Annotated in this window: 16 protein-coding genes, 2 pseudogenes and 1 riboswitch; of the genes and pseudogenes, 11 read left to right on the top strand and 7 right to left on the bottom strand. The window is 34.2% G+C overall.

Annotated features, from left to right (window positions below):
- Positions 1–54: 54 nt before the first annotated feature.
- Positions 55–213: an NlpC/P60 family protein gene (locus Q5760_RS09445; RefSeq protein WP_428911934.1), complete on the top strand. Its 159-nt coding sequence runs from the start codon at positions 55–57 to the stop codon at positions 211–213.
- 796 nt (positions 214–1,009) lie between these two features.
- Here the strand turns inward: Q5760_RS09445 and Q5760_RS09450 are convergent.
- Positions 1,010–1,381 (bottom strand): hypothetical protein, encoded by a 372-nt coding sequence (locus tag Q5760_RS09450; protein WP_428911935.1) that lies wholly within the window; start codon positions 1,379–1,381, stop codon positions 1,010–1,012.
- Between the two features lie 686 nt (positions 1,382–2,067).
- Here Q5760_RS09450 and Q5760_RS09455 point away from each other — a divergent pair.
- From Q5760_RS09455 to Q5760_RS09480, 6 genes are all read left to right on the top strand, one after another.
- A complete protein-coding gene (locus Q5760_RS09455; RefSeq protein ID WP_428911936.1) occupies positions 2,068–2,244 on the top strand; it encodes a sporulation histidine kinase inhibitor Sda in 177 nt (58 codons plus the stop codon).
- Between the two features lie 697 nt (positions 2,245–2,941).
- Complete coding sequence (locus tag Q5760_RS09460) at positions 2,942–3,394, top strand: hypothetical protein (protein WP_428911937.1); 453 nt, start codon at positions 2,942–2,944, stop codon at positions 3,392–3,394.
- Between the two features lie 250 nt (positions 3,395–3,644).
- Positions 3,645–4,601, top strand: coding sequence for a LysM peptidoglycan-binding domain-containing protein (locus tag Q5760_RS09465; protein ID WP_428911938.1), 957 nt, complete (start codon positions 3,645–3,647; stop codon positions 4,599–4,601).
- Between the two features lie 185 nt (positions 4,602–4,786).
- On the top strand, positions 4,787–5,695 hold the full coding sequence (locus tag Q5760_RS09470) for an HD-GYP domain-containing protein (RefSeq protein ID WP_428911939.1): 909 nt from the start codon (positions 4,787–4,789) through the stop codon (positions 5,693–5,695).
- Positions 5,696–6,213: 518 nt separating this feature from the next.
- A riboswitch (cyclic di-GMP riboswitch) is annotated at positions 6,214–6,300 on the top strand.
- A 148-nt stretch (positions 6,301–6,448) separates the two neighbouring features.
- Positions 6,449–7,003: a WxL domain-containing protein gene (locus Q5760_RS09475; RefSeq protein WP_428911940.1), complete on the top strand. Its 555-nt coding sequence runs from the start codon at positions 6,449–6,451 to the stop codon at positions 7,001–7,003.
- 198 nt (positions 7,004–7,201) lie between these two features.
- Entirely contained in the window at positions 7,202–8,230 is a 1,029-nt protein-coding gene (locus Q5760_RS09480) for a WxL protein peptidoglycan domain-containing protein (RefSeq protein WP_428911941.1), read from the top strand.
- A gap of 564 nt (positions 8,231–8,794) precedes the next feature.
- Here the strand turns inward: Q5760_RS09480 and Q5760_RS09485 are convergent.
- Positions 8,795–9,193, bottom strand: coding sequence for a DoxX family protein (locus Q5760_RS09485; protein WP_428911942.1), 399 nt, complete (start codon positions 9,191–9,193; stop codon positions 8,795–8,797).
- Positions 9,194–9,272: 79 nt separating this feature from the next.
- A pseudogene (locus Q5760_RS09490) lies at positions 9,273–10,054 on the bottom strand (pirin family protein).
- Positions 10,055–10,165: 111 nt separating this feature from the next.
- On the opposite strand from Q5760_RS09490, the gene Q5760_RS09495 reads away from it, so the two are divergent.
- Positions 10,166–10,504, top strand: coding sequence for a winged helix-turn-helix transcriptional regulator (locus Q5760_RS09495; protein ID WP_428911943.1), 339 nt, complete (start codon positions 10,166–10,168; stop codon positions 10,502–10,504).
- Between the two features lie 281 nt (positions 10,505–10,785).
- Here the strand turns inward: Q5760_RS09495 and Q5760_RS09500 are convergent, their stop codons facing one another.
- The 4 genes from Q5760_RS09500 to Q5760_RS09515 form a co-directional block, all read right to left on the bottom strand.
- Positions 10,786–12,963, bottom strand: a complete 2,178-nt coding sequence (locus Q5760_RS09500; protein WP_428911944.1) for a SpoIID/LytB domain-containing protein — start codon at positions 12,961–12,963, stop codon at positions 10,786–10,788.
- A 1,115-nt stretch (positions 12,964–14,078) separates the two neighbouring features.
- Positions 14,079–14,876 carry a DUF2935 domain-containing protein gene (locus Q5760_RS09505; protein ID WP_428911945.1) on the bottom strand — a complete coding sequence of 266 codons (798 nt, stop codon included), beginning with the start codon at positions 14,874–14,876 and terminating at the stop codon, positions 14,079–14,081.
- Positions 14,877–15,480: 604 nt separating this feature from the next.
- Entirely contained in the window at positions 15,481–16,671 is a 1,191-nt protein-coding gene (locus tag Q5760_RS09510; RefSeq protein WP_428911946.1) for a YheC/YheD family protein, read from the bottom strand.
- 85 nt (positions 16,672–16,756) lie between these two features.
- Positions 16,757–18,004 (bottom strand): ATP-grasp domain-containing protein, encoded by a 1,248-nt coding sequence (locus tag Q5760_RS09515; protein WP_428911947.1) that lies wholly within the window; start codon positions 18,002–18,004, stop codon positions 16,757–16,759.
- A 730-nt stretch (positions 18,005–18,734) separates the two neighbouring features.
- On the opposite strand from Q5760_RS09515, the gene Q5760_RS09520 reads away from it, so the two are divergent.
- The 3 genes and pseudogenes from Q5760_RS09520 to Q5760_RS09530 all read left to right on the top strand — a co-directional run.
- On the top strand, positions 18,735–20,114 hold the full coding sequence (locus tag Q5760_RS09520; RefSeq protein WP_428911948.1) for a UDP-N-acetylmuramoyl-tripeptide--D-alanyl-D-alanine ligase: 1,380 nt from the start codon (positions 18,735–18,737) through the stop codon (positions 20,112–20,114).
- Between the two features lie 352 nt (positions 20,115–20,466).
- Entirely contained in the window at positions 20,467–21,321 is an 855-nt protein-coding gene (locus tag Q5760_RS09525) for a hypothetical protein (protein ID WP_428911949.1), read from the top strand.
- A gap of 22 nt (positions 21,322–21,343) precedes the next feature.
- A pseudogene (locus Q5760_RS09530) lies at positions 21,344–21,549 on the top strand (aldehyde dehydrogenase family protein); the annotation flags it as partial.
- Positions 21,550–22,019: the final 470 nt, after the last annotated feature.

Below are 22,019 nucleotides of genomic sequence, written 5' to 3' on the forward strand. Positions count from 1 at the left end.
AAAAGTCTATTCAGGGTTGTTTGAAGATGACGAAGTATCAGGTTGGGCAGGAGATTGGCAATCCTTACGGTTGAAACCATTCGGAGCGCCGCAACACCTGTTTCAACTCCACAAAAGGGTGATCTTATATTCTTTACAACGTATAAGAGCGGGTTGACCCATGCGGGTAGCTATATTGGTGATAACAAATTCATTTATGCAAGATTTTTATAGGTATAACAATCACGGACATGAATAATTCTTATTAGAAATCACGTTATTTAGGGGCAAAGAAAGTAAAACTATAACAAAAGAGTAAGTAGGAAGACTCACTAGCACCCCAAAAAAAGAGTCAAGGAATCTCTCTCCTTGACTCTTTCCATTCTGAGGAGTTAAAGATTAGGGCATATAGATGAGAAGTTGTTTCTTCAGATCATACTCTCAAAAACGGGTGTTAGAAATTATTTTGTACCATTTGAAAGATATGACGGAAAGGAGTACTCAAAAGGGTTAAAAGGAGATCAGGAGATCAAATTCCATTAGTGGCACGAATCGTTGCTGTATCCGACCCTTTGATGCAATGTCTTCTAAACGTGTTTATAGAGAGGAACTTGACCTTGAATATGTTCCCAATGAAATCCGCAAAAGTAGTGAGACACAATTTGTCTCCAAAATAGTGGATATCTTTCTTTGTTCAGTTATAAATAAAGGGACTTGAAGCTATTCAAGTTCCTTTTTTACGTGCGTCCAGAGTGTGTGCTCTCTAATTTGAAAGTCGTGAACGTAGCGGTAAGATGAATGCAAGATTGTCCGAAGTGACGCGGAGTCTTCAGGAAGTGGGCGATAAACTTCCGGTCCCTCGAGGCAGTCGCATGATTTACGGCAATCCTTTTTAAGGGGTAAAGAGTAAATGACTGTCCATTTAAACCGATTTAGCACTTCATTTTTAATAATGTTCAAGTAAACCTTTTATAATAAAAATCAGGCGTAAGTTTACGCCTGAAACAAAGAAGAAAACGTATTGAATTCATTACCCTCTGCACTCTTCTTTTAAGATTTCGACTACTGCAGTAACCTCTCCATTGGCATTAAACGTTGTATGAAGAACGGCATGTAACATATAATTCGGGGCAGGTCCCTTTGAAATAATAAGAAGGGAGAAGTTAGATGAAATTTCGGATTGCTTATTTGCGTTCGCCACGAAAATCCTTATATCATTATAAACATATTCATTTCCTTGGTCTCCTACTCCCTGACCATGTAAATAAAAATGAATGTTATTGTGGACAGTTCCTGAAGGGGTAGTGTGTTCTTTAACCATGGATCTTAGCACACCGTTAAAGGTAATTACCTCGCCATTACATGGATTAATAGATATAAAGTTAAAAGGAGTTCTTTCCATTTATCTTTCACCTCCTTTTTGTATGGAATGTCTTTAGCCATATCAGTATATTTTTGGGGGATATAGAAGGAACGGTACTTGTCCAATAAATAAGCTTATTCTTTCATTTCTATCCGGTAGGTGTATATTTTAAGAATTTCTCTAGTTTTTCTCATCAAGTTTATATTTAATAGACTTTACGTTTCCTCTGATTTCTAGAGCAAGAACTCCATACCATGATTTTAGTCCTGTTGAAGTGTCCTCACTCTGGCATACTACCCATATTTCATGTTGAAACTCACCTTACCTAATGACACTAGTTTGACCTTGAATCCAACACCAGACAAAAAGTGTCAAAACTTTAAGTTATGACTATTTAATACTTGTTCGTGTTAAAGACAGTGAATATAAATTCCAAGCCTATTCTCTACATAGTTGTTCTTATGTTAAATTTTGTTAACAATATTGTTTTTTCTATCTAGACATAAAAAGACCGATCTCCATTAAAACAGGCTGATGAAGAAAAAATGGGATGCAACGAAATCTTATAAATAAAAGCTGATCATCTTTTGTATCCGATGGACTCTTATCAACTGACGTGCAGTTTACTTGAATAAGTACAATTGAGATTGTAATATAAACATGTAAAATATTTATATCTTTATTTGAAGGTTTTTTAAAAATTATTATTAGCAAAGGTGGAAGAAATGAAATTTCAAAATTTATCAGATGAGCTATTAATAAACTCGTATTCGAAAGCAATCGAACTCAAATTAGACGATTCCTTTACAAGATTATTGTTTAACGAAATTGAACGAAGAAACATTCAACATATGCTAATAAAAAATGATGTGCAAGATAAGAAGTATATAGAACAGTTTTAATGTGCCACTATATAATTGGTGGTTAGATCTACTGTGTGAGATTAATATTTGAGTTTATCGTAAAAAATGAAGACTCTGATTGAAGAAGGCTATGAACAAGCATTATTAAGTAATCATGTTATAGATTTTATAAATACTCTATTGAGTAAGACAAAAAAGAAGATATACAAGGAAAAGTCATCCTAAAAAGATGTGGGAAAAGTTAATGACTATGGGATTGGAGAATAAAGGCAAGGAGTAACAATGGAGAATTTTTACAATTAATTGGGTAAGAAGAACAGGACTGTCAATTTTTGTATTCCAAAAAAAACACTCCTTCTACCTGCGAATTTTGTGCAAAAACTGACCAGCGTTCCCTAATTGGATTCCCTCGAAAACATGATTATGATGAATTACTTTACCGATTCGTAAATTGTTCCATAACTTAACTTAACAACTAAGCTATGCTTTATTTGGAACTAGAGGGCATTATAGTTCAAATATAATGAAAAGAATAAAATTCTTTCATTTACACAAAGTAAAGAAATAAGGAGTTGTGAGTTAAATGAAATTATCGGACAGATTACAATACCAAAAGGTTCGGGAAAGGTTAGAGCTTGGAACAGGGATAATATTACTTTTGTATTAAAAGAGACAATAATAAAAAAAGTGGATTTAAATAAACTATTATGATTTTTAATTAGACGGAGGGAATCCAATGAAAAATCCAAAGATCATATTAGGTATAATGGTTCTTCTCTCATGGATAACAATTCCTTTCGTTGGATGGAAAAATATAAAAAGATTTTTCCCAGCTTCATTATTCATTTCTTTCATCCTCATGATAGAATCATTTATCGGAAATAAACGTAAATGGTGGGTTTTCCATACTAAAATGAATCCAAATGTTAATGGCGAACTACCTTTTATAGTAGGTCCGTTTCTTGCTGGTTCATTATGGGTTTTAACATTTACATATGGAAAATTCACCAAATATACTTTCTTAAATGCTATTTTCAATCTCACCCTTGCTTATCCCTTATCTTGGCTATTCAAGAAATTAAATATATACTCACTCGAACGTATCAGTCCATTTAACTTTTTTCTCCTTATGTATAAAAACGCATTTTTAATGTACGGATTTCAAAAAATGATGGGAGAAAACAAGTAAGTTGTTGGATATAGGTGCTTTAGTAAAAGAGATCGTCATTTTGACGGTCTTTTTTAGATCAAGAAACCTTTCAAATCTAACATATTTAAAAATAATCTTTGATAAGACAGAATTACACTAACTCCTTTGATTTTATAATTTCCAATTTTTGAAGGGTATTTTTTCGTTGAATATCAAGTTACAATTCTTCTTGTAAGATATTTCGACAAACGAAACGAAAAATACAACTAAATCAGAGGAGATGATGTGTTTGAAAAAACAACTAATTACGGTGGCTGCTTCTGTTGGAATTTTATTCTCGACTTACTCTGCTCAAGCATCTGCACATGAATTGAATCACACTGTTCAATCGGGTGATACACTTTGGAAAATCGCTTCAACAAATAATGTTTCAGTTCAAGATTTACTGAATTGGAATAACCTCACTTCAAACACAATCTATGTTGGTCAAGAACTTACATTGATTGCGCCACACTCACACACTACCAATTATACTTACACCGTTAAATCCGGTGACAGCCTTTCTCTTATAGCAAAAAATTATAATACAACCGTTTCTGAATTAAAATCTATGAATCAATTAACTTCTGACATGATCAGAATAGGACAAGTATTGAAGGTGCCAAGTACTTCAACAAGTCAAGCTCCAGTTGTAGATCAGAATGTCAAAACGTATACAGTAAAGTCAGGTGATACTTTATATTCCATAGCAAGAACGTATGGATTAACGGTTACACAAGTAAAATCTTACAACAACTTAACTAGCGACAACCTTTCCGTTGGACAAGTACTAAAATTAACATCTGAAGGAGCACCGGCTCCTGTCCCCGAAGTAGAAAAAACATTAAAGGTGGATGCATTAATTGCGGAAGCCAAGAAATACATGGGTGTTCCATATGTATGGGGAGGAAGCACACCTTCTGGCTTTGATTGCTCTGGTTTTTTAAACTATGTTTACAATAAACAAGGGGTATCCATACCTCGTACGGTTGAAACCATTTGGAGTGCCACAACACCAGTTTCAACCCCACAAAAGGGTGATCTTGTATTCTTTACAACGTATAAGAGCGGACCATCCCATGCGGGTATTTATATTGGCGATAACAAATTCATTCATGCAGGATCTTCTACAGGTGTAACGATTACAGACATGAATAATTCTTACTGGAAAGCACGTTATTTAGGGGCAAAGAAAGTAAAACTATAACAAGAATGCAAGTGGGAAGCCTATTTAGGCTTCCTTTTTCATTTGCCTTATACGTATACATTCATCAAAGCATCATTTTAATACTTTTATAAGAATAAAACACCACGATTAATACAAAAGTAAAAGCGAATGATATAAGTATTCCTAATCTTAGGCCTTCATTTGCAGAACAAAAAGGAGGTATTATGTTTAATTTATTAAATAAAGGATTAAACCATCCAGATTATTTTCGCTACGGATTTTTTAGCATTTTACTCTTCAGTATCATCTTAAATAAACTTCTCCTTCATAGTGCTAGTCCTTTTTATATATTTTATATTATATCCGTTATATTTTTAGGTATTGGTTACTACAACAAACCAATCTGGTTCTTACTATTATTTACTGAAATCGTGGTAGTGGCTAGGTATTTATGTATACCGGATTCGGATTCTGTATCCATGGTAGGTTCTATTTTTATTCATTCGTTTACCTATCTTTTAATCACATTTATCTCGGCTGGGTTAATGAAATATGTTCAAAAAGTCAAAGAGGATCAATTAGAATTAACCAAAGCACTTGCTAATGCTTTGGATTCCAGAGATCCTTATACATCAAATCATTCGAAAAATGTAGCAAAAAATTCATTAGAAATCGCTCAAAAGATGAATCTACCTAAAGATATGTGTGATGTCATCTACGTTGGAGGATTGCTACACGATATTGGGAAAATTGGGATCCCAGAGCATGTACTCAATAAACCAGAGAAATTAACGGATGAAGAATTTAATATTATAAAAACTCATCCCACTATCGGCTATAATATCATCAAGCATGTTACGAACTTTAATAAAAATGGGGTTTTAGACGTCGTTTTATACCATCATGAAAGATACGATGGGAAGGGGTACCCAAAAGGCTTAAAAGGGGAGCAAATTCCATTAGTGGCCCGAATCGTTGCTGTAGCCGACACTTTTGATGCGATGTCTTCTAAACGTGTTTATAGAGATGAACTTGAACTTGAATATATTCTTAATGAAATTCACAAAAGTAAAGGGGCACAATTTGATCCTAAAATAGTGGATGTTTTTCTTAGTTTAGTTACCAATAAATAAAGGGACTTGAAGCGATTCAAGTTCCTTTTTTACTTTATACAACACTATGGATATTAACCCTAAATATCCCAACTTCTTTTAAAGGGAAAATCTGATTACCTTGAAAAATTCATGTTTTATTTATCTCTGCAAGGTCGAAACAAATCACAAATGACTTAATTAATGGAGGAATAATTATGGGAGCTACATTACTATAGATCGCGGGTGCAACTGTTATAACTGGTGCTATGACAACTTGGGGTAGATCTGAAACGGTTAATACTGTTATTACAACTAGCTAGTAGCTTTGAACAAATCGATAGATAATTATTTGTTTCTTACATATCGCCTCCCGATTCAATACGATGTGTTACGCAAAATGTTAAAATTCATCTTCATAAATCATATCAAAACAAAATGTTTAATTGGAAGAATTTGATGACTACCTTGTTTTCGATTTTTGGATTATATTTAGTATCAGAGAGTGATGAACGACATAAATCGACATAGATAAAGAGAGTCAAAGATCGTTCTCATTTCTTTATAAAAGGCAAACCAGTTGAAAAATTGGGACGCAAAGTTTTCAGACCTAAAGTGAAATTCACCATGGTGGCTGGACCGCTGAAGAATGGAGAATGATACTCGCTATATGAGTTGAAATTCAAAATTCTTCCGATGCAAATCAAAATTTGTTTTGGAGGGATTTTTTTAATGGAGAAAAACAAGTTCATTTCTATAAAACAATCGAACAACCAATCTAAAGGAGGAAATTCAATGAAACAATCAATCAAAAAAGTATTTGCAACAGTTTCAACATTAGCAATTATGGGCACAGCATTTTTAGGTGGTCAATCAGCCTTTGCTGCGGAATCAACAATTGTAGGTGGATCATTATCAATGCCACAAGAACCAACAGCAGGAACCTTTGATGCTGTAACATTAAATGGTCTAGAACAAACTACAACTGCTACATTAGGTGCTTTTACTGTAATTGATGCAAGAGGAACTGGATCTGGATGGAAAGTAATGGTGCAGGCTTCTCAATTTACTGATTCTGATAAAGGATTAGTATTACCAGAAGGTTCATTAAATATTGCTCTTCCAACTGTTACTCCTAAACCAGGAGCAAGTGAAGTTTTAACTATCACTAAAGCAAGTGGTAAAATTGACAACTCTACTGGTGTAAAAATTTTATCTGCTGCTGAAGAAGGCGGAATGGGTACGTACGAAGTGGCTGCAAACACTTTAACTTTAAACCTTCAACCGAAAGATGTAAAAGCAGGAACTTACGCTTCAACAGTTAAAGTAACTGTTACAACTGGACCATAATACAATCAAATTATGTTTAACCATGTCTTTATAGGCATGGTCTTTTTTTATTATAGTATTATACATTTTATAAATATTTATACTGGATTCTTAAGGATAAGATAAAAAGGTCATTTCATAGTGGAATGGCTAATTTATTTTTACCTTTAATTGAAATACTATAACCTGGTTAGAATAAATCTATAGGGAGGTGCAGGAATGAAAATATTACGAATTGTAATTTTGATAACAGTCATATATGGAATATTCTTTTCGTTGGTAAAGAGTTATGCTGTAGCAGAAGATACTAAACAACCTTTAATCATTGAACCCATCTATCCTGAAAATCAAAATCCCGAAACAAAAGGCTATTTTGACCTTACAGTAAGTCCCGGAGAAAAGCAGTCGCTAAGTGTTCGTATTACCAATAATGAAGATAAAGAGGTCATGATTACAATGAAATCAGCCAATGCTTATACATACCCAACTGGTGGAATGATGTATGAGTATGAGATTAATTCTCCAGATACCGTCCTTTTGGATGATGCTGTTCGAATGGCTGAATATATTAAAATAGAAGAAACTGTAACAGTTCCTCCTCTATCATCCGTCGATGTACCAGTTGAAATTAGTGTTCCAGAATCGAATGGACAAACTCTATTAGGGGGTATCCTGTTTACTACGCAAGGGGACGAAACGGAACAACAACAACAGGTTGAGGAAGGAAAAGCGAATTTTGTATTAAAAACGGAAACTGTATATGCCATTGCCGCGCAGTTAAATTTACCAACAACAGTTACATCTAATTTCTTTTTAGGTGAGGCTGGGTTTATTCCAGAAAATGCCCAAGTTTTTATTGTAATGACCAATGATGCCAAAAAAATTCAAGAAGAAATTACAGGTACGTATAGTGTTTCAGATCAAGAAGGAAACGAATTATTCAATGGAGAGTTTGGTCCGTTCAAGATGGCTCCTAAGTCAAAAATTAGGTTCCCATTCCAATGGGGGCACGATACCCTTGAAGACGGAACTTACACATTAACCATTCAGGGAAAGGTTGAAGGGAAATCGATTAATGCTTCCGAAACTTTTACGATTAACAATAACGACGTTGAGGAATATGCAGAAAAAGCACAACCAAATAAACCTCAAGCAGTTGTTAACAATGGGATTCCAACGTGGGTCTGGATTGTTGGTGCAATATTATTTGGAATTGTGATGTTTCTAATAGGAAAAAGGAAAAAATAGGGGATTTTGGGGTGGATTACCAGTTAACCGATAATAATATACATGGTTATTTAGGGGCTCTTACCAAGCCCTTCCTACATATATATGAAAAGTAAAGGTGCACAATTTGATCCCAAAATAGTGGATGTTTTTCTTAGTTTAGTTACCGACTTAAAGCGATTCAAGTTTCTTTTTACTTTAACTATAACAAGAAAATATCATTTCTGACGTTAATTAATATAAACAGTTTGTAGCCTGAACAAGTGTATGCTTTTATTCTGAATTAAAAGAGAAATGGCTTATTGATGTTATAAAGAATGAGAGTGATTTTTGGAAATTGATACGGCGAGGGGGAAAAAGTGCTCTTGTTAAGCAATTTGTATCGGAGATTGATTGATGTATGTTTCGGCAGTATGTAAGTAGTAATATCGAATCTTGTTCATAGTGTAATTGCATACATATTCATACATATTTGTGATACTGAACTTTTTTCACTAACGGAATTTTAGTTGAATAACAAACGCCCAGAATTAGCTTCTGAGCGTCTAGTAAAATTTAAATATTAACCTTATGCATTGATGTAATTTAAAATAAGAAAGCATCTAGTGAATATTGTCCTGCACCAGAAAGAGCTAGAGCAATCACTACGACTAATATTGTAAGACAATATTCATATCCATTTTGAATAAGCCAGTAGCCATTTGGTCCGTGGACTTTTAAAATGGCTACAATCATGGCTCCTGCAATTAGAATGCCTGCAAGCGGGGTGAGTAATCCAAGCGTAAGTAAAGTCCCACCTACGAATTCCGATAACCCAGCCATTAATGCCATTGTTATACCTGGCTTAATTCCTATAGTTTCAAAATATCCTCCAGTTCCCTTTAATCCACCACCACCAAATGAACCGAATAACTTTTGGGCTCCGTGAGCCATAAATGATAAACCAATTACTAAACGTATTAATAATAAAGCTAAATCTAACATTTTTCCTCTCCCCAGATGATCTTATTAGATGTGAAAAACACACCTTATCTGTACATATTCATCAATGTTAAAAAATCCTTTATCTTTCTGGATTTAAAAATGCACCTTCATGGTAATCACGATAAGCCTGTCTTATTTCTTCCTCTGTATTCATTACAAAAGGTCCTTGAGCTACTACTTGCTCTTTAAGAGGCTCACCTGCAAAAATAATAAGGCGTAATTGTTCATTTGCAGAAACACGAATACCACTCATTTTTAACTCGTCTGCCGAACCTAACCAAATGGCTTGCCCCTTTTTAGCTTCTGCTTTATTCTCTCCGAATGTTCCACTCCCTTCTAATACATAGATAAAGCCATTATAGCTACCTGGGAGATCTTGAATAATGGAAGATCTACTCTCCAAAACCATTTCTACAAAGGTGACAGGTGCATAATTCAAGGTATTAGATACAACATCAGCTGACGAACCTGAATATACTCGAATTAATGCACCATCCTCTTGACGAACAGGCATATCTTTGGCGTGCATATTTTGGTAACGAGGTTTAACCATTTTATATTTGCGAGGTAGGTTGACCCAAAGTTGAAGAAGATGGACTTTCTCTCCATCGGCTGGAGATTCATTATGGACAACCCCAGAACCTGCAGTCATAAATTGTAAATCTCCTTTTTCAAGTCTTCCACCTGCACCTGTCGCACTATCGTAATGATTTATATTTCCATCAATAATAAAAACGGATCATAGTCTTTCCAAGGACCTGGTGGAAGAACTGGACCTGCAGTATGAATAGGGCTGATTTTTTGTTCGTTTACAGTCCATATTTTTTTTATTTCACGAAGTTTCATATTTTCTTTTTCCATTTTTTCATCTCCTTTGTTAATATTAGAATCATAATAAATCATTATAATTAATTATGTAAGTATGCACTTCAAAGAGATATAGTATACAAAAGGATACTAATGGAGGTTATGATGAAAATACAACCTGAATACTGTAAAGTACACGGAGCACTTTCAATTTTAGTAGGGAAATGGAAACCTATCATCTTACTATACCTAATGTCAGAGGGGACAATGCGATACGGTGAATTAAAAAAAGCACTGGTGGATATTACGCCCAAAATGCTAACGAATCAATTAAGAGAATTAGAAGAGGAGGGACTTATAAACCGTGTAGTTTACCCAGAAGTTCCGCCAAAAGTTGAGTATTCAATAACTGAATATGGAATAACATTGAAGCCAATTTTGGAAGCAATGCATGAATGGGGCACGAAACATATATTGAGAAAATCGGAGAGTGTAAAACATTAATTGTTCTTTTTAAGTTGTGGTTAGACCTTTTGCATATATACTATTTTTTTCTTTAACTAACGGGAAGTTTAATCCAACAAGGAATACAATGAAAGGGCCTAAAATATACAGGGTTTTATGAGTTTTTTGAACATTCAGACTCTTTTTTATTCGTAAAACATACTTCCGTAAACAGCATTTTTTGATTGCAATACACAAATAGAATTAATATAAGAAAAATGAGTGGGTAGAGTAATTTAATTAAAAAGCAGTGGATTCCAAGTGGAATCACACTGCTTTTTTTAGCGTATATGACTAATATATTTTGAAGAGACGTATCCTTTTATTTTACCATATTGGATATAAGTCCAAGAACCACTTTTGCTAATAACCGTAACATTTTGGTTCTTTTGAAGTTTCCCTAATGATTTAGAACTTGTCGTAGCTTTTTGTCTAATCATTACGTTGGATGCATTGATTTTTCCTGTTTGTACTTTAGCCAGATTGAATGTAGGAGATGATACGGAAGTATTACCTGCTAAATCCTTTGCGGTGATTACCAATGTATAGGCACCATTGGAAACAGCCGATTTATTCCATGTCATCGTAACTTTACCTTTTTCCTTCTTCACTTGTTTTTCAAGGTTTTGTACAATGGCACCTTTTGAATTTTTTACATAAACCGATACATAAGCTGGTTCATTAATGGAATACGATAATGAAACCTTTTTAGTACTGTTGTTATAAGAAGTTGCCACATCTTTTATAGAAGGAGCTGTTTTATCTGTAACAACAACCGGTTTATTTAAAGAAAACGAATGTGCTGCAGAAGAAGTGTTCCCGAAAAGGTCTGTAGTAACAATCCCAAACGTATAGTTTCCGTTACCAACAGAAGCCACATCCCAAGTTAGTGTATATTTGCCTGCAGATTTTTTTGTTTGATTTTCAAGGTGTTTAATAATCGTTCCTTTAGAGTCCTTTACATAAACCGTTACGATCGAATCTTCGTTAAAAGAATAAGTGAAGGAAACTGTTTTTGTCGAATTGTTATAGGATGATGCTAGATCTTTAATAATCGGCGCAGTTTGGTCTTTCGCTACTTCGATAGGCTTTACTTCTTCTGTAGGTGTTTCTTCTTGTTTAATGATTGGGTATTTAATGGGTGACATCGTTAACGGACTTTCCATTTTAGCTGAAGGCTCGTACGATTTTACGATTGAAATTCCTGTATAATAAAACGTTAGAATTTCTTCATATGACTTACCGGCATCAGCCATATACTTAGCACCCCATTGGCTCATCCCTACACCATGTCCATCACCGCGTCCTTTCACACGAACGATATTGGTATCTGTATTCACTTCATCTATCATATAGCTTAACATTGTACGATTACCCATGATCGCACGGATTTTAGATGCACTTACATTAGAGAAAGAAATACGTTGAGGAATGAGTTTTCCTGTTGCATCGACGATATCTTTCACTAAAAAGTCTACCGTGATATTTCCTTTGTTCATGCGACCACCCGAACCAATATCAAAAAGCGAAAAAGTAGGGATCGACGTGATTTTGATATCTTTATTGGCATATCCGTTATTGTTTAACCACAACTTAATGTTAGAAGCAATCGTTGGGTCCGCCTCTTTTGTAGTAGTCCACCATTCAGATGGTTTTGCTAAATCTTTTGTTGTTAAATCGATTTGTGTTTTATTGAATGAAAAACTCCAAACAGTTTTTGGATCATAAGGATCTGGCTTGATGGTTAAATAAGGGACGGCTACATTTCCCCAAGCGTTGGCATTGCTTTCTGTCATTCCGCCGTTACTAGCTGAGTAAACAGCATCGATTAAACGACCATTATATTGAAGGACTTGTCCTGCTGTTTCATCTACTGCTTTTGTTGTATTTGGAGTCCAAATACAACCCCCATATACTTGGTAAGAAATGGTGTCATTGATAATCCCACGATTCAGATAGCTCATAGCGTAAGTCCGTGCAGCAACGGCTTGCGTCTTTAATGCTTCCACGTTCCAAGAAGGATACATTTCAATCGGAACGACACCTTTTAAATAATCTTCCATATAAACAGAGTTAATCGGACGTACATACAAATTATTCTCTACCACAAAATCAAAACTTCCTAAATATAAACGGTTATTAATGGAAAGTGTTTTTCTAGGATCAATTGGTTGAACGGAAAAGGATTCATAGGAATCTAGTAAATTCCCGCCTTTAAACAACAATAACTTTCCGTTTACTTGTTTTAATGTATATGTTTCATTCGCCTTTAAGACAACGTTCTCATCATTTGTTACATAATCACCTGTTGGTTTTAATACAATTTCTGTCTTGTTTCCTAAAAAATTGATTAACTTTACTTTTACAATCGGTTCTGTTGTTTGTGCATGACCTTGACCCATTGGTAGTAAAGAAATGAAGATGGTGAAAACCATAAATAAAAGTAATGCTTTTTTCATCAGCATTTTCCTCCGAAACTATTAATAAGTGCCATGCAATTAGCTTGCTGAGAGAATCATATATTAATAGTTGGATATAAACAATGCCAAAAAAATTTCCAAAAAACAAGCTGAAAACCGCGTCAGTTTTGTGTCTGTATGGAATTTTATACCTCGTATTTTTTTAGTAGTTTAAAAGAATAAATCGTTAGATCAGGAGAAAAAAAATAGGGTTGAAGTTGATTGGCAATCTCTAGTATTTGAATTTCATATCTTCACTAGTATCCTGTCTCAAAGTCAAAAGGAGTTGTTAACAGATTTAATGATTAAGAAAAATAGAAAGGGGGATACAAGCGAAAGAGAAATACAAACGAACTTAAATCGTGCGTGCAAGGATTAGCAACAAATTGATGTATGTTTTGGCCGTATATTCATTAGTAATATCGAATCTTATACATAGTGTAACAGTATACACATTATTATTTGTGAAGCTGACCTTTTTTCACAACGGTGGATTAGCGGAAGAAGGAAATAGAAAATAAAAGAAGAATTTATTTAAAGATTGTTAATACGAGTTGGAATGGTTAAACAACAATTATTGGGAGTTAGTAGATGAAAAATAAAAAAAGAAATAGAGACGGCTTTTTTAAAGATACCCTAATTGAGTTTATATTTGAGGTGGTTTGGAACATCTTAATGTTTATACCAAGAATGATCATTCGCTTAATAGGGAACATTTGGTGAAGTAGTCAGTCAAAATAGAGCTAACGAGGGCGATTGATAATAATAGCTGTTGTTTTTTTACAAACAAGACAGGATTCCTGTTATAAATGAACTGTAAAAAGGATAAGTTTGTTAATAAATGACCTTCAATTAAAGGTAGCGATTGTACAATAGCGTGGATCGCTTTTCTTCTTCAAGTCACTGAAAGTCTATTGTAAGAATGGCAAAAAAATATCGTACCTCGTGGGCGAAATCAGCAGTAAGATGCCCTGTAATTGTGCTCGTTGTGAGACCTCTTTTATAATGAAGCATTCAAACCATTGGATATTAAACTGTATAAAAAAAATTTAATGATAAGTGCTGAGGATATCCATCTTCCTCAGCACTTATCATTAAACCCGAATATATCTTTTTCACTCTTTAATCCGAGGTTTAGTAGGGTCACAGTTTGGTGTATCAAGATTTGCTGATTCACTTAACTTCATTAGATAATAACATTCTTCACGTAACATATGGTCCGCCATTAACGGGGCAAATGTCCCTAATGCTTGATTACTTAGTTCTAGTTCTTCTATTTCTTGTAAAAATCTTTGAAATAATTTTATTTCTAACTGGGTGTCTAAATTGAATTTTGCCAAAGCAGGAAACGTATTTAAATCCGTTCTTAAATATCCTGCCATTTCTACGGCTTTTAAGTAAAAATCTTCAAAATGCTTCGTAAATGAATCACTTTTCTCCCTTAATCTCTTTTCAACACTGTCTAAATTGGATGATATCGCATCTGAATGACCAGCAGCATCTAATAACCATATAAGATGATGATGTAGTTCATGATAAATAGGGGGAACTTGCCCAGCTTTTAAATGTTTTAAAATTCGTAGATATTCTTCTAATTCATTTATCATATGATTAATAAAAGTGGGGGAAAGATGAATTTTGATTTTCCCGATAAGGTGTTTTCTTAATAATTCTAATTTAAATTCTCGAAGTTTTATTACCTCCAGTTCAGCTTTTTCTGTTAATTGCATGGAATCGGTGGAATTGGCATGATCTAGAAGTGTATCAAATACTTTAATAAAAATTGAGGCTTTTTCAATTTCCTCTTTTTGAACGGGTGCTAAAGCTTCATAAATAAACCTAGAATGATCACCTAAGATTTGAAGCCAAAAACAATGCTCAAATCTTGCTGTCTTCTCAAAAACATCATTCATACCAATGCCCCCTTTGTTATAAATAGCCATACATACCTTTCTGATATCTATTCCCTTTATATGGGGAAAATTCTTAAATCATGTATGTTGCATTCAGTATAGAGAAGGTGAAGGAATTCACTTAAAGTAAAGGGTGCATGAATGAAAGAGGAACATAATGTTTTTGGACAGCGGTCATATTTTAGGTATTTCATAAATGGGAACATGCAATTCTTGAAGCTTATACAGGTAGGAGGGGAACAGTTTTACGGACGGGATCAAGCCCCACGGGCGCTATGTTCTATCCCGACTACCGAAATGATAAAACCATATAGAAAAAGGTCAACCAGAAATATCTGGCTAACCTTATATTACGATCGGGCACGATTGTGTAGAAACACAGGTAGAAAGTGATCAATTTTATAAAACCGAAATTTAAATCTGTTGGATAACTATCCATTTTGCATGTTGACCAACCAAATAGACTTACGCTGCCATGGTGTCCATAGGTAGGGTTTTGTTTTCCTTTTCCTTTTCCTTTTCCTTTTCCTTTTCCTTATACACTCCAAGTGACACGCAACGTTTGATAATCCCGAATATGTTTCATTTTCGTACAAAGACTACTTCATTGTGTGCGTTCTTTAAACATTTTATACAGTTCTAATTTTCGTTGGAAGCCTTCTTGTTTTTTGCGACTGGAGCTGGTTTCAAAGTGTATAGGCTTTTTTATGGTTTTTTCATGTGCTTGAAGTGTTTTGATCGTCAATCCATGGTCATTAGTAATCGTCTTTGTCTTTTTTGTTTCATTGGCTAGGTAAATAGCATATTGAATCGTTTTTTTCGCTACATCCGCTTCTAAATAAAATAATACGGGTGTACCTGGACGCCAATTTACTTCATAAATCCAAATTTTATTATTTTGATCAATTCCTACATCGATTCCAAGTTCATCTAATGGTTCATCGTATAAACTATCAAAATGTGTTGAAAATTGTACTGCAAATACTTCTAAATAACGTTTCATATCGAAGTAGTCCTCGCCAAATTGTTCCTGTAAAAAAGAAGTGGTCATACTTGTGTAGCCACCGCTACTTACATTTGCCACAATTCCTTTGCTAGCAATGCGAGGAAACATCGTTGTTAACGTCCATTTACCTTCACCATCTTTTTGTACATGTAGGCGAAGATCAAATGATTGGCCTTGCTTAGTTTTCGAATGAATGAATGGCTGTACTAAATAGGCCCTATCTTCTGATAAAATATCATCTAACCGATCTTCAAGTTGTTTTTTTGATAATAAGTGTTCTGTTCCAGAATCAATTAGTAGAAAATCATTTTGCCTTTTTTCTATATAATGAATACCTTCACCTTTAGCACCAGCAAGAGGTTTAATGATGATAGCGTTAAATTTATCGATGTATGAAAAGGCCGAGTCAATTTCTTCAAAATCTTCCGAAGGTATTAAGTAACTATTAAAGATTTCGCCTTTTTTGATTCGATTATAAACGCTCATTTTATTTCCTATGGGGTGACTGGTAAAAGGAATTTCTTTTTCTAACGCACCTACGATAAGGTCTTGTTTTGAGGTTATTGTCCCTCCAGCATTGTATACTACATCAGGATATTCAGTTTCTCGTTCTACCCATGCGCCATTTTCATAAAATAATCCATTAATAAGCTTACTTTCTAAATCTACTTTTCCTGGAGTAAAATAGAAAAACTCTACCCCCTCCATTTTTGCTGCGGCCGCATATGCGTATGATTTAAAAACAGTTTGCGGATCTTTTCGGTAATGAAGCATACCAATTGTGATCAACTCTATCCCTCCAATGATTTTTTCAGAAAGTTGATTAATAATACATCTACTTTAGATAAAAATCATAAATATAAATTCTATTCATCTAAAGTTTCTTTTTTTTGTCTTTTTTAATGGGTTTTAAGTGAAATTGTATTTCTTTTGCAGCAGTTTTGGCATTCTCTTTGGCATGTTCTGATGAATCTCCGGTTGCAATAATATACGCATATCGTTGCCCCATAGAATTAGGTGGAGTCAGCAAACTACCTTTCCTAGGTTTTACATAAACTTCTTGCACACCTGGAAGATGAGAAGCAACTGTTTTACCCGTTACTTTTTCTAAAATTCCACTTGAAGGAATTGTGACATATTGTGTGAATACAGGTCTCTCCCATTTTCTTGTCAAATCAGGTGTAGAACCAAGTGAAATTTTTAAAGTTTCTTCGACTAAATTAATGCCGTATGCAATTTCAATCATTCTGTTCATTGCTCCACCCGAAATCCTTGGATTTATTTCAACTAGTTTACATTGACCCTGAGTAATCCTTATTTCTAAATGGCAAGTACCTGTTTCCATTTCAAAGGATTTGATGATACTTTCGACTGCTTGCTGAATGTTTTGGAGAAGAGCCTTTTCGGTTTTATTCACTACATTGTATCCAGTTATGATAAATCTCTTATATTGAGTTATTTCTTGTTCAAGGATGGCGATAATATGGATATTTCCATCAACAACAACCGTTTCAACTAGGTATTGTGGGCCATCAAGAAATTCCTCGATCAGAATAGGTAGGTCTGGATATTTTCTTTTTAGTAAATTGACACTGTTAAATAGTTCTCTAATATTTTCAACTTTTATTACATCCTTTGAACCAGTAGAGAAGGGAGATTTAACCATTAATGGATATGAATAATGTTTAATTTTTGTGGCTAATGACTTTATAGATTCCTTACCATTAATCTTGATAAAATTCGGTGTATAAGGTGAGTCTTTTAGTATTTCCCTAGTTGAAATTTTATCTTCCATTGCTTTTATTGCATTAATTGACAAGCTTCTGTTACAGAATTCCTCATGCAACTTTGTTGCTAAATACACATAAGGATCAACAAAGCTGACAATTGCATCAATGATTAACCCTTGGCTTTGGTAACTTTCTATACGATTACGTAATCCTTCCACATTCGAGAAATCAACTAAAGTCATTCTGTGGACGTCTGAGAATTCAGTTCTTTGCCTCAAAAAATTTTCATTGTCTGTAAAAAGAACGGTAAAATAGCCTAGTTTTTCAGCCGCCTTAATCGCTTCTCTAGTTGAACCTGATTTCATTGTGTCAAGGAAGATGATGGTTCTCAAACGAAGATTCCCTCATTTCTATTTTGTATAATTTTGTTTATTACATCACAATCGTCAACCTAACAATTAAGCTTCTTATAAATGTCTTCTAGCTTAGATTAAAGAGCACTTCATTTTTATTTAGTGGTCCATGGGTTAATAAGATTTTGAATATTTGATTCAAATGACTAATCCATTCCCACCTGAAATATTATATTTTTTATAGATGATAATGAATGGGTGATCATCATTAAATAAAAAAATGTTTTTATTTTGAAGGATAAGGAAATGAACAAAGAGATCTCATTTTGAGTAGTAAAGGTGAACCGTGTCATAAGTAATGAGTTTTTTATTAATCCCCAATACAATGTTCTTTTTAAAGAACAAAAGCCGGTTACTCATATATGTTTCGTCATACTTTTTGTAAATGGATGCTAAAAGCAACCAATAACAATATTGGAAAAAGTGCGAAATGTTACATTCCTTTCGATCACTACAGGAAAGGGTCCGATAATGAAGTATAAGGGTGGGTAGAAATTAAAGAAAACTTTACTAGATAAAATTCTAAATCTCATAAGTGTATGACAAACAATGATTTCCACTAATTGATTGAGTATTAAACACAAACCTACATTAGGGGACACTTCATATGATACTGTAGTTTTTGAATTCAAAGTGAATCAAGCACTTCTACCTATATAGAACCGTATTATGAGAATGCCTTTTCAAAAAAAAAATTAGGGGTGACATTTTGAAGACAGTATTATTGGAGGACATTTTAACTGCAATGAAGATTCGGCCTAATGAAAGGCAAAAAGGGAAAAGAATCCAGACGGTAACGAACCGTAGATTTGAAATCAATCATCATACATTATATTTTCGTTGGCACGACAGAGAGGTTCCTGTTAAAAAGATAAAGAATTATAAGGATGTATTTATCGTTACAGAAACACCATTTGCTAATATGGAAAGATTAAAACCCGAGCAAATCATTATGGTAAAGGACCTCGAAGAAAGTTTCTTTACATTCACTTGGTATTACAGGCATTTGTTTAACATACCTGTAGTTGCCATTACTGGTACTTGTGGAAAGTCAACTACAAAAGAAATGCTAAAACACATTTTGAAAGAAAAATATAACGTTCAGGCAACCAAATCCAGTAAGAATGCTGATTATTACAACCTTCCTTATTTAATGGGAATTGACGAAGATACCGATGTGGCTGTGTTTGAAACAGCCATATCTAAAAGAGGGGATATGACGAAGTCCTGTAAATATTTTTACCCGACTATTGGGATTATAACCATGATTGATGTAGATCATACGGATAAAATTCGATCATTTGATGATTATTTAGCAGAAAAGGCAAAAATAATGGAAGGTATGAACAATGAGGCGACTCTCATTCTTAATATAGACGACCCATATCTTTCCTCGCTCGATACTTCAAAGTTTAAGGGAGAAATTATAACATTCGGCAAACATGAGGATGCTGATTTTAAGATTATGGAGTATCAACATAAATCTTCAGGCATGACTTTTAGTATTGAATATAAGAGAAGTAAATATAAGGGATTTATCCCGGGTATGGGTGAACATAATGTATATAATGCCGTTACTTCATTGGTAGCAGCAGCAATTTTAGGAGTGGATCTTCACTATGCTTTAAAAAGATTATCCACGTTTCATCACATGAGATCCCATTTTGAAATAATTGAAGGACGAAACCAAATTACAGTGGTAGATGATACTTGGAAATCTAATCCTGCTTCCTTAAGAAAAGGCTTAGAAACATTAAGCAGGATAGCATTGCCAAATCAAAGAAAAATTGCTGTTCTGGGAAGAATGGCATCACTGGGAAAATATGCTGACGAAGAGTACGAAAAGGCAGGGCTTCTGCTCGGTAATTTAGGAATTGATGTGCTTATTACCAAAGGTTTCATTGCAAAAGATTTTGTAAAGCCTGCTATAGAGGCCGGAATCGATCCAGATAGTGTTTATCACTTTTCAGATGCAGATGAAATGAAGAAGTTTTTCGATTCATTTTTACTCCCAGATGACATTGTTTATTTCAAAACGGGCGGGGATGACCCAGACTTTGAGGATGTCATCGATTATTTAAGAAGTTAGTTAGGTGAAACTTGTTATTCATGGTTGAGAAATTACCGTCAGGCATAAACCTTATAAAAATTTCGGGTTATTACGGCTAATCTAATCAGGAACGATCAATTTAGATAAATGGTTTCAATAATACTGAAGGTTTCCATGTTGCGAAACTATTTGGTTTGGTTTAATAGTCATAAAACAGTCTACGGGATTACGGCAAGGGGCTAGTTTCGTTCATGATAACTTGACCCACGGACACCCTAAACATGAGTCAAGGAATCTGTCCCCTTGACTCGACTTATTTTTCCAATGATTTAACAGTATATAATAGGTGATGTTTTATAAAAATAACAAAAAACACAGTGGAGAAATAAAAGTGAACAATAAAACATGCCGTTACATAGTAGTCGTAATTTTTATATTTTTGGGGATGGGGAATCATTCAACTTATGCAAATGAATGGGAAGATGAAGATACACCCATTAGTTTTAAAATCGAAATGTTACCCTGGAAAGAGGTAAATAAACTTTTACCCAACAAAACAAAATTTACCATCATAGATGTTGAAACGGGTTTGCAATTTAATGTTCAACGTAGAGCTGGAAGTCAACATGCCGATGTACAGCCATTAACAAAAGAAGATACTAGGATCATGAAGAAAATCTATCATGATAAATGGAGCTGGAAAAGAAGAGCCATTATCGTTTTGTTTCATGATCAAATGATTGCAGCTTCTATGAATGGTATGCCTCATGGTGGGGGAATTCTTAAAAATAATTTTCCTGGTCATTTTTGTGTGCATTTTTCTGGGAGCATTACCCATCGATTAAAGCAAGAAGATCTTGCACATAAATTAATGATCTTGAGAGCTGCTGGAAAATTAGAAGAATATTTACATACGGTAGATCCTTACGAACTGATCCATATTTTTAAAGTAGCTACGAATCAGGATGATCAACCATTATTAAATCAAATTATTTCAGATTCTACCTGTACCAACTGTTTGGATGATTTAATAAACAATATTACATCCATTGCCATTGGGAATTTTCAAGAACCGCAAATAAAAGACATGAATGGACTATTATTTATTGAAATTCCGGCTCGGGTAAACATTTATACAAGTAAAAATGAATTGGTAAAAAAGGAGGTCCACTTTATTCTAAAAAGAGACGTTTTCGTGGATCGCTGGGTGATTGATGAGAATTCACTTTTAAAAGAATTGGAATGAGTCAAGGGACAGGTCCCATGACTCATATTTCTCCACCGAAAACCTAGGTAAAGCCATTCGAATCAGTGAAAAGCTTGAATACGGAATCATCGGGTTAAACGATGGACTTCCTTCTGTTGCCCAGAGGCACCTTTCGGTGGAGTCAAGGAAAGCCGGTTAGGTCGAGAAGGCAGACATTACGGAATGGGCGAATACTTAGAAGTAAAATACGTCTCGATCGGTTATTGACCACAGACCACAAATGAAGACACCTTCTATTTTTCTAGAAGGCAACTTTCATATGAACTAGGGGTCAAACAGATTTGAAATCGTTGAAAAGACAAGCACAAATCGCATAGGCGGCAAAGATTAGAAGAAAGAATGGTGAAAATCGGCTGGTTTAAAAAGGTAGAGAATGAAGAAGGACGCAAAGTAATTATTAAAGAATATGTTCATAACAACTTTGAGAGCAGACTTCGAAAAGAGCTCGATATATAAATACCTTCATCTAAAGTACCCCTGATACATACCTCGTTGTGTAAAAATTCAATAGATAGAGTTGAATGGAAGTCATTATAAGTATTTATGGCTTCTATTTATTTTGAGATTACTTAAGAAACGATTAAGCTCCTAATAATAAAAAAAGGCATCTGTTTAAACTAAACAAATGCTTAGAATAGGGAATACATTATTAGTCTTACCAGTTTTTTTTAAACTTA

This window comes from Niallia sp. Kr1, assembly GCF_050389805.1.
Taxonomy (GTDB): domain Bacteria; phylum Bacillota; class Bacilli; order Bacillales; family Cytobacillaceae; genus Bacillus_BD.

What these genes read in the sequence shown, in the direction of transcription:
- Q5760_RS09450 (WP_428911935.1), bottom strand. Translation starts at nt 1,381, where the DNA reads ATGGAAAGAACTCCTTTTAACTTTATATCTATTAATCCATGTAATGGC.
- Q5760_RS09455 (WP_428911936.1), top strand. Translation starts at nt 2,068, where the DNA reads ATGAAATTTCAAAATTTATCAGATGAGCTATTAATAAACTCGTATTCG.
- Q5760_RS09460 (WP_428911937.1), top strand. Translation starts at nt 2,942, where the DNA reads ATGAAAAATCCAAAGATCATATTAGGTATAATGGTTCTTCTCTCATGG.
- Q5760_RS09470 (WP_428911939.1), top strand. Translation starts at nt 4,787, where the DNA reads ATGTTTAATTTATTAAATAAAGGATTAAACCATCCAGATTATTTTCGC.
- Q5760_RS09475 (WP_428911940.1), top strand. Translation starts at nt 6,449, where the DNA reads ATGAAACAATCAATCAAAAAAGTATTTGCAACAGTTTCAACATTAGCA.
- Q5760_RS09480 (WP_428911941.1), top strand. Translation starts at nt 7,202, where the DNA reads ATGAAAATATTACGAATTGTAATTTTGATAACAGTCATATATGGAATA.
- Q5760_RS09485 (WP_428911942.1), bottom strand. Translation starts at nt 9,193, where the DNA reads ATGTTAGATTTAGCTTTATTATTAATACGTTTAGTAATTGGTTTATCA.
- Q5760_RS09495 (WP_428911943.1), top strand. Translation starts at nt 10,166, where the DNA reads ATGAAAATACAACCTGAATACTGTAAAGTACACGGAGCACTTTCAATT.
- Q5760_RS09500 (WP_428911944.1), bottom strand. Translation starts at nt 12,963, where the DNA reads ATGAAAAAAGCATTACTTTTATTTATGGTTTTCACCATCTTCATTTCT.
- Q5760_RS09505 (WP_428911945.1), bottom strand. Translation starts at nt 14,876, where the DNA reads ATGAATGATGTTTTTGAGAAGACAGCAAGATTTGAGCATTGTTTTTGG.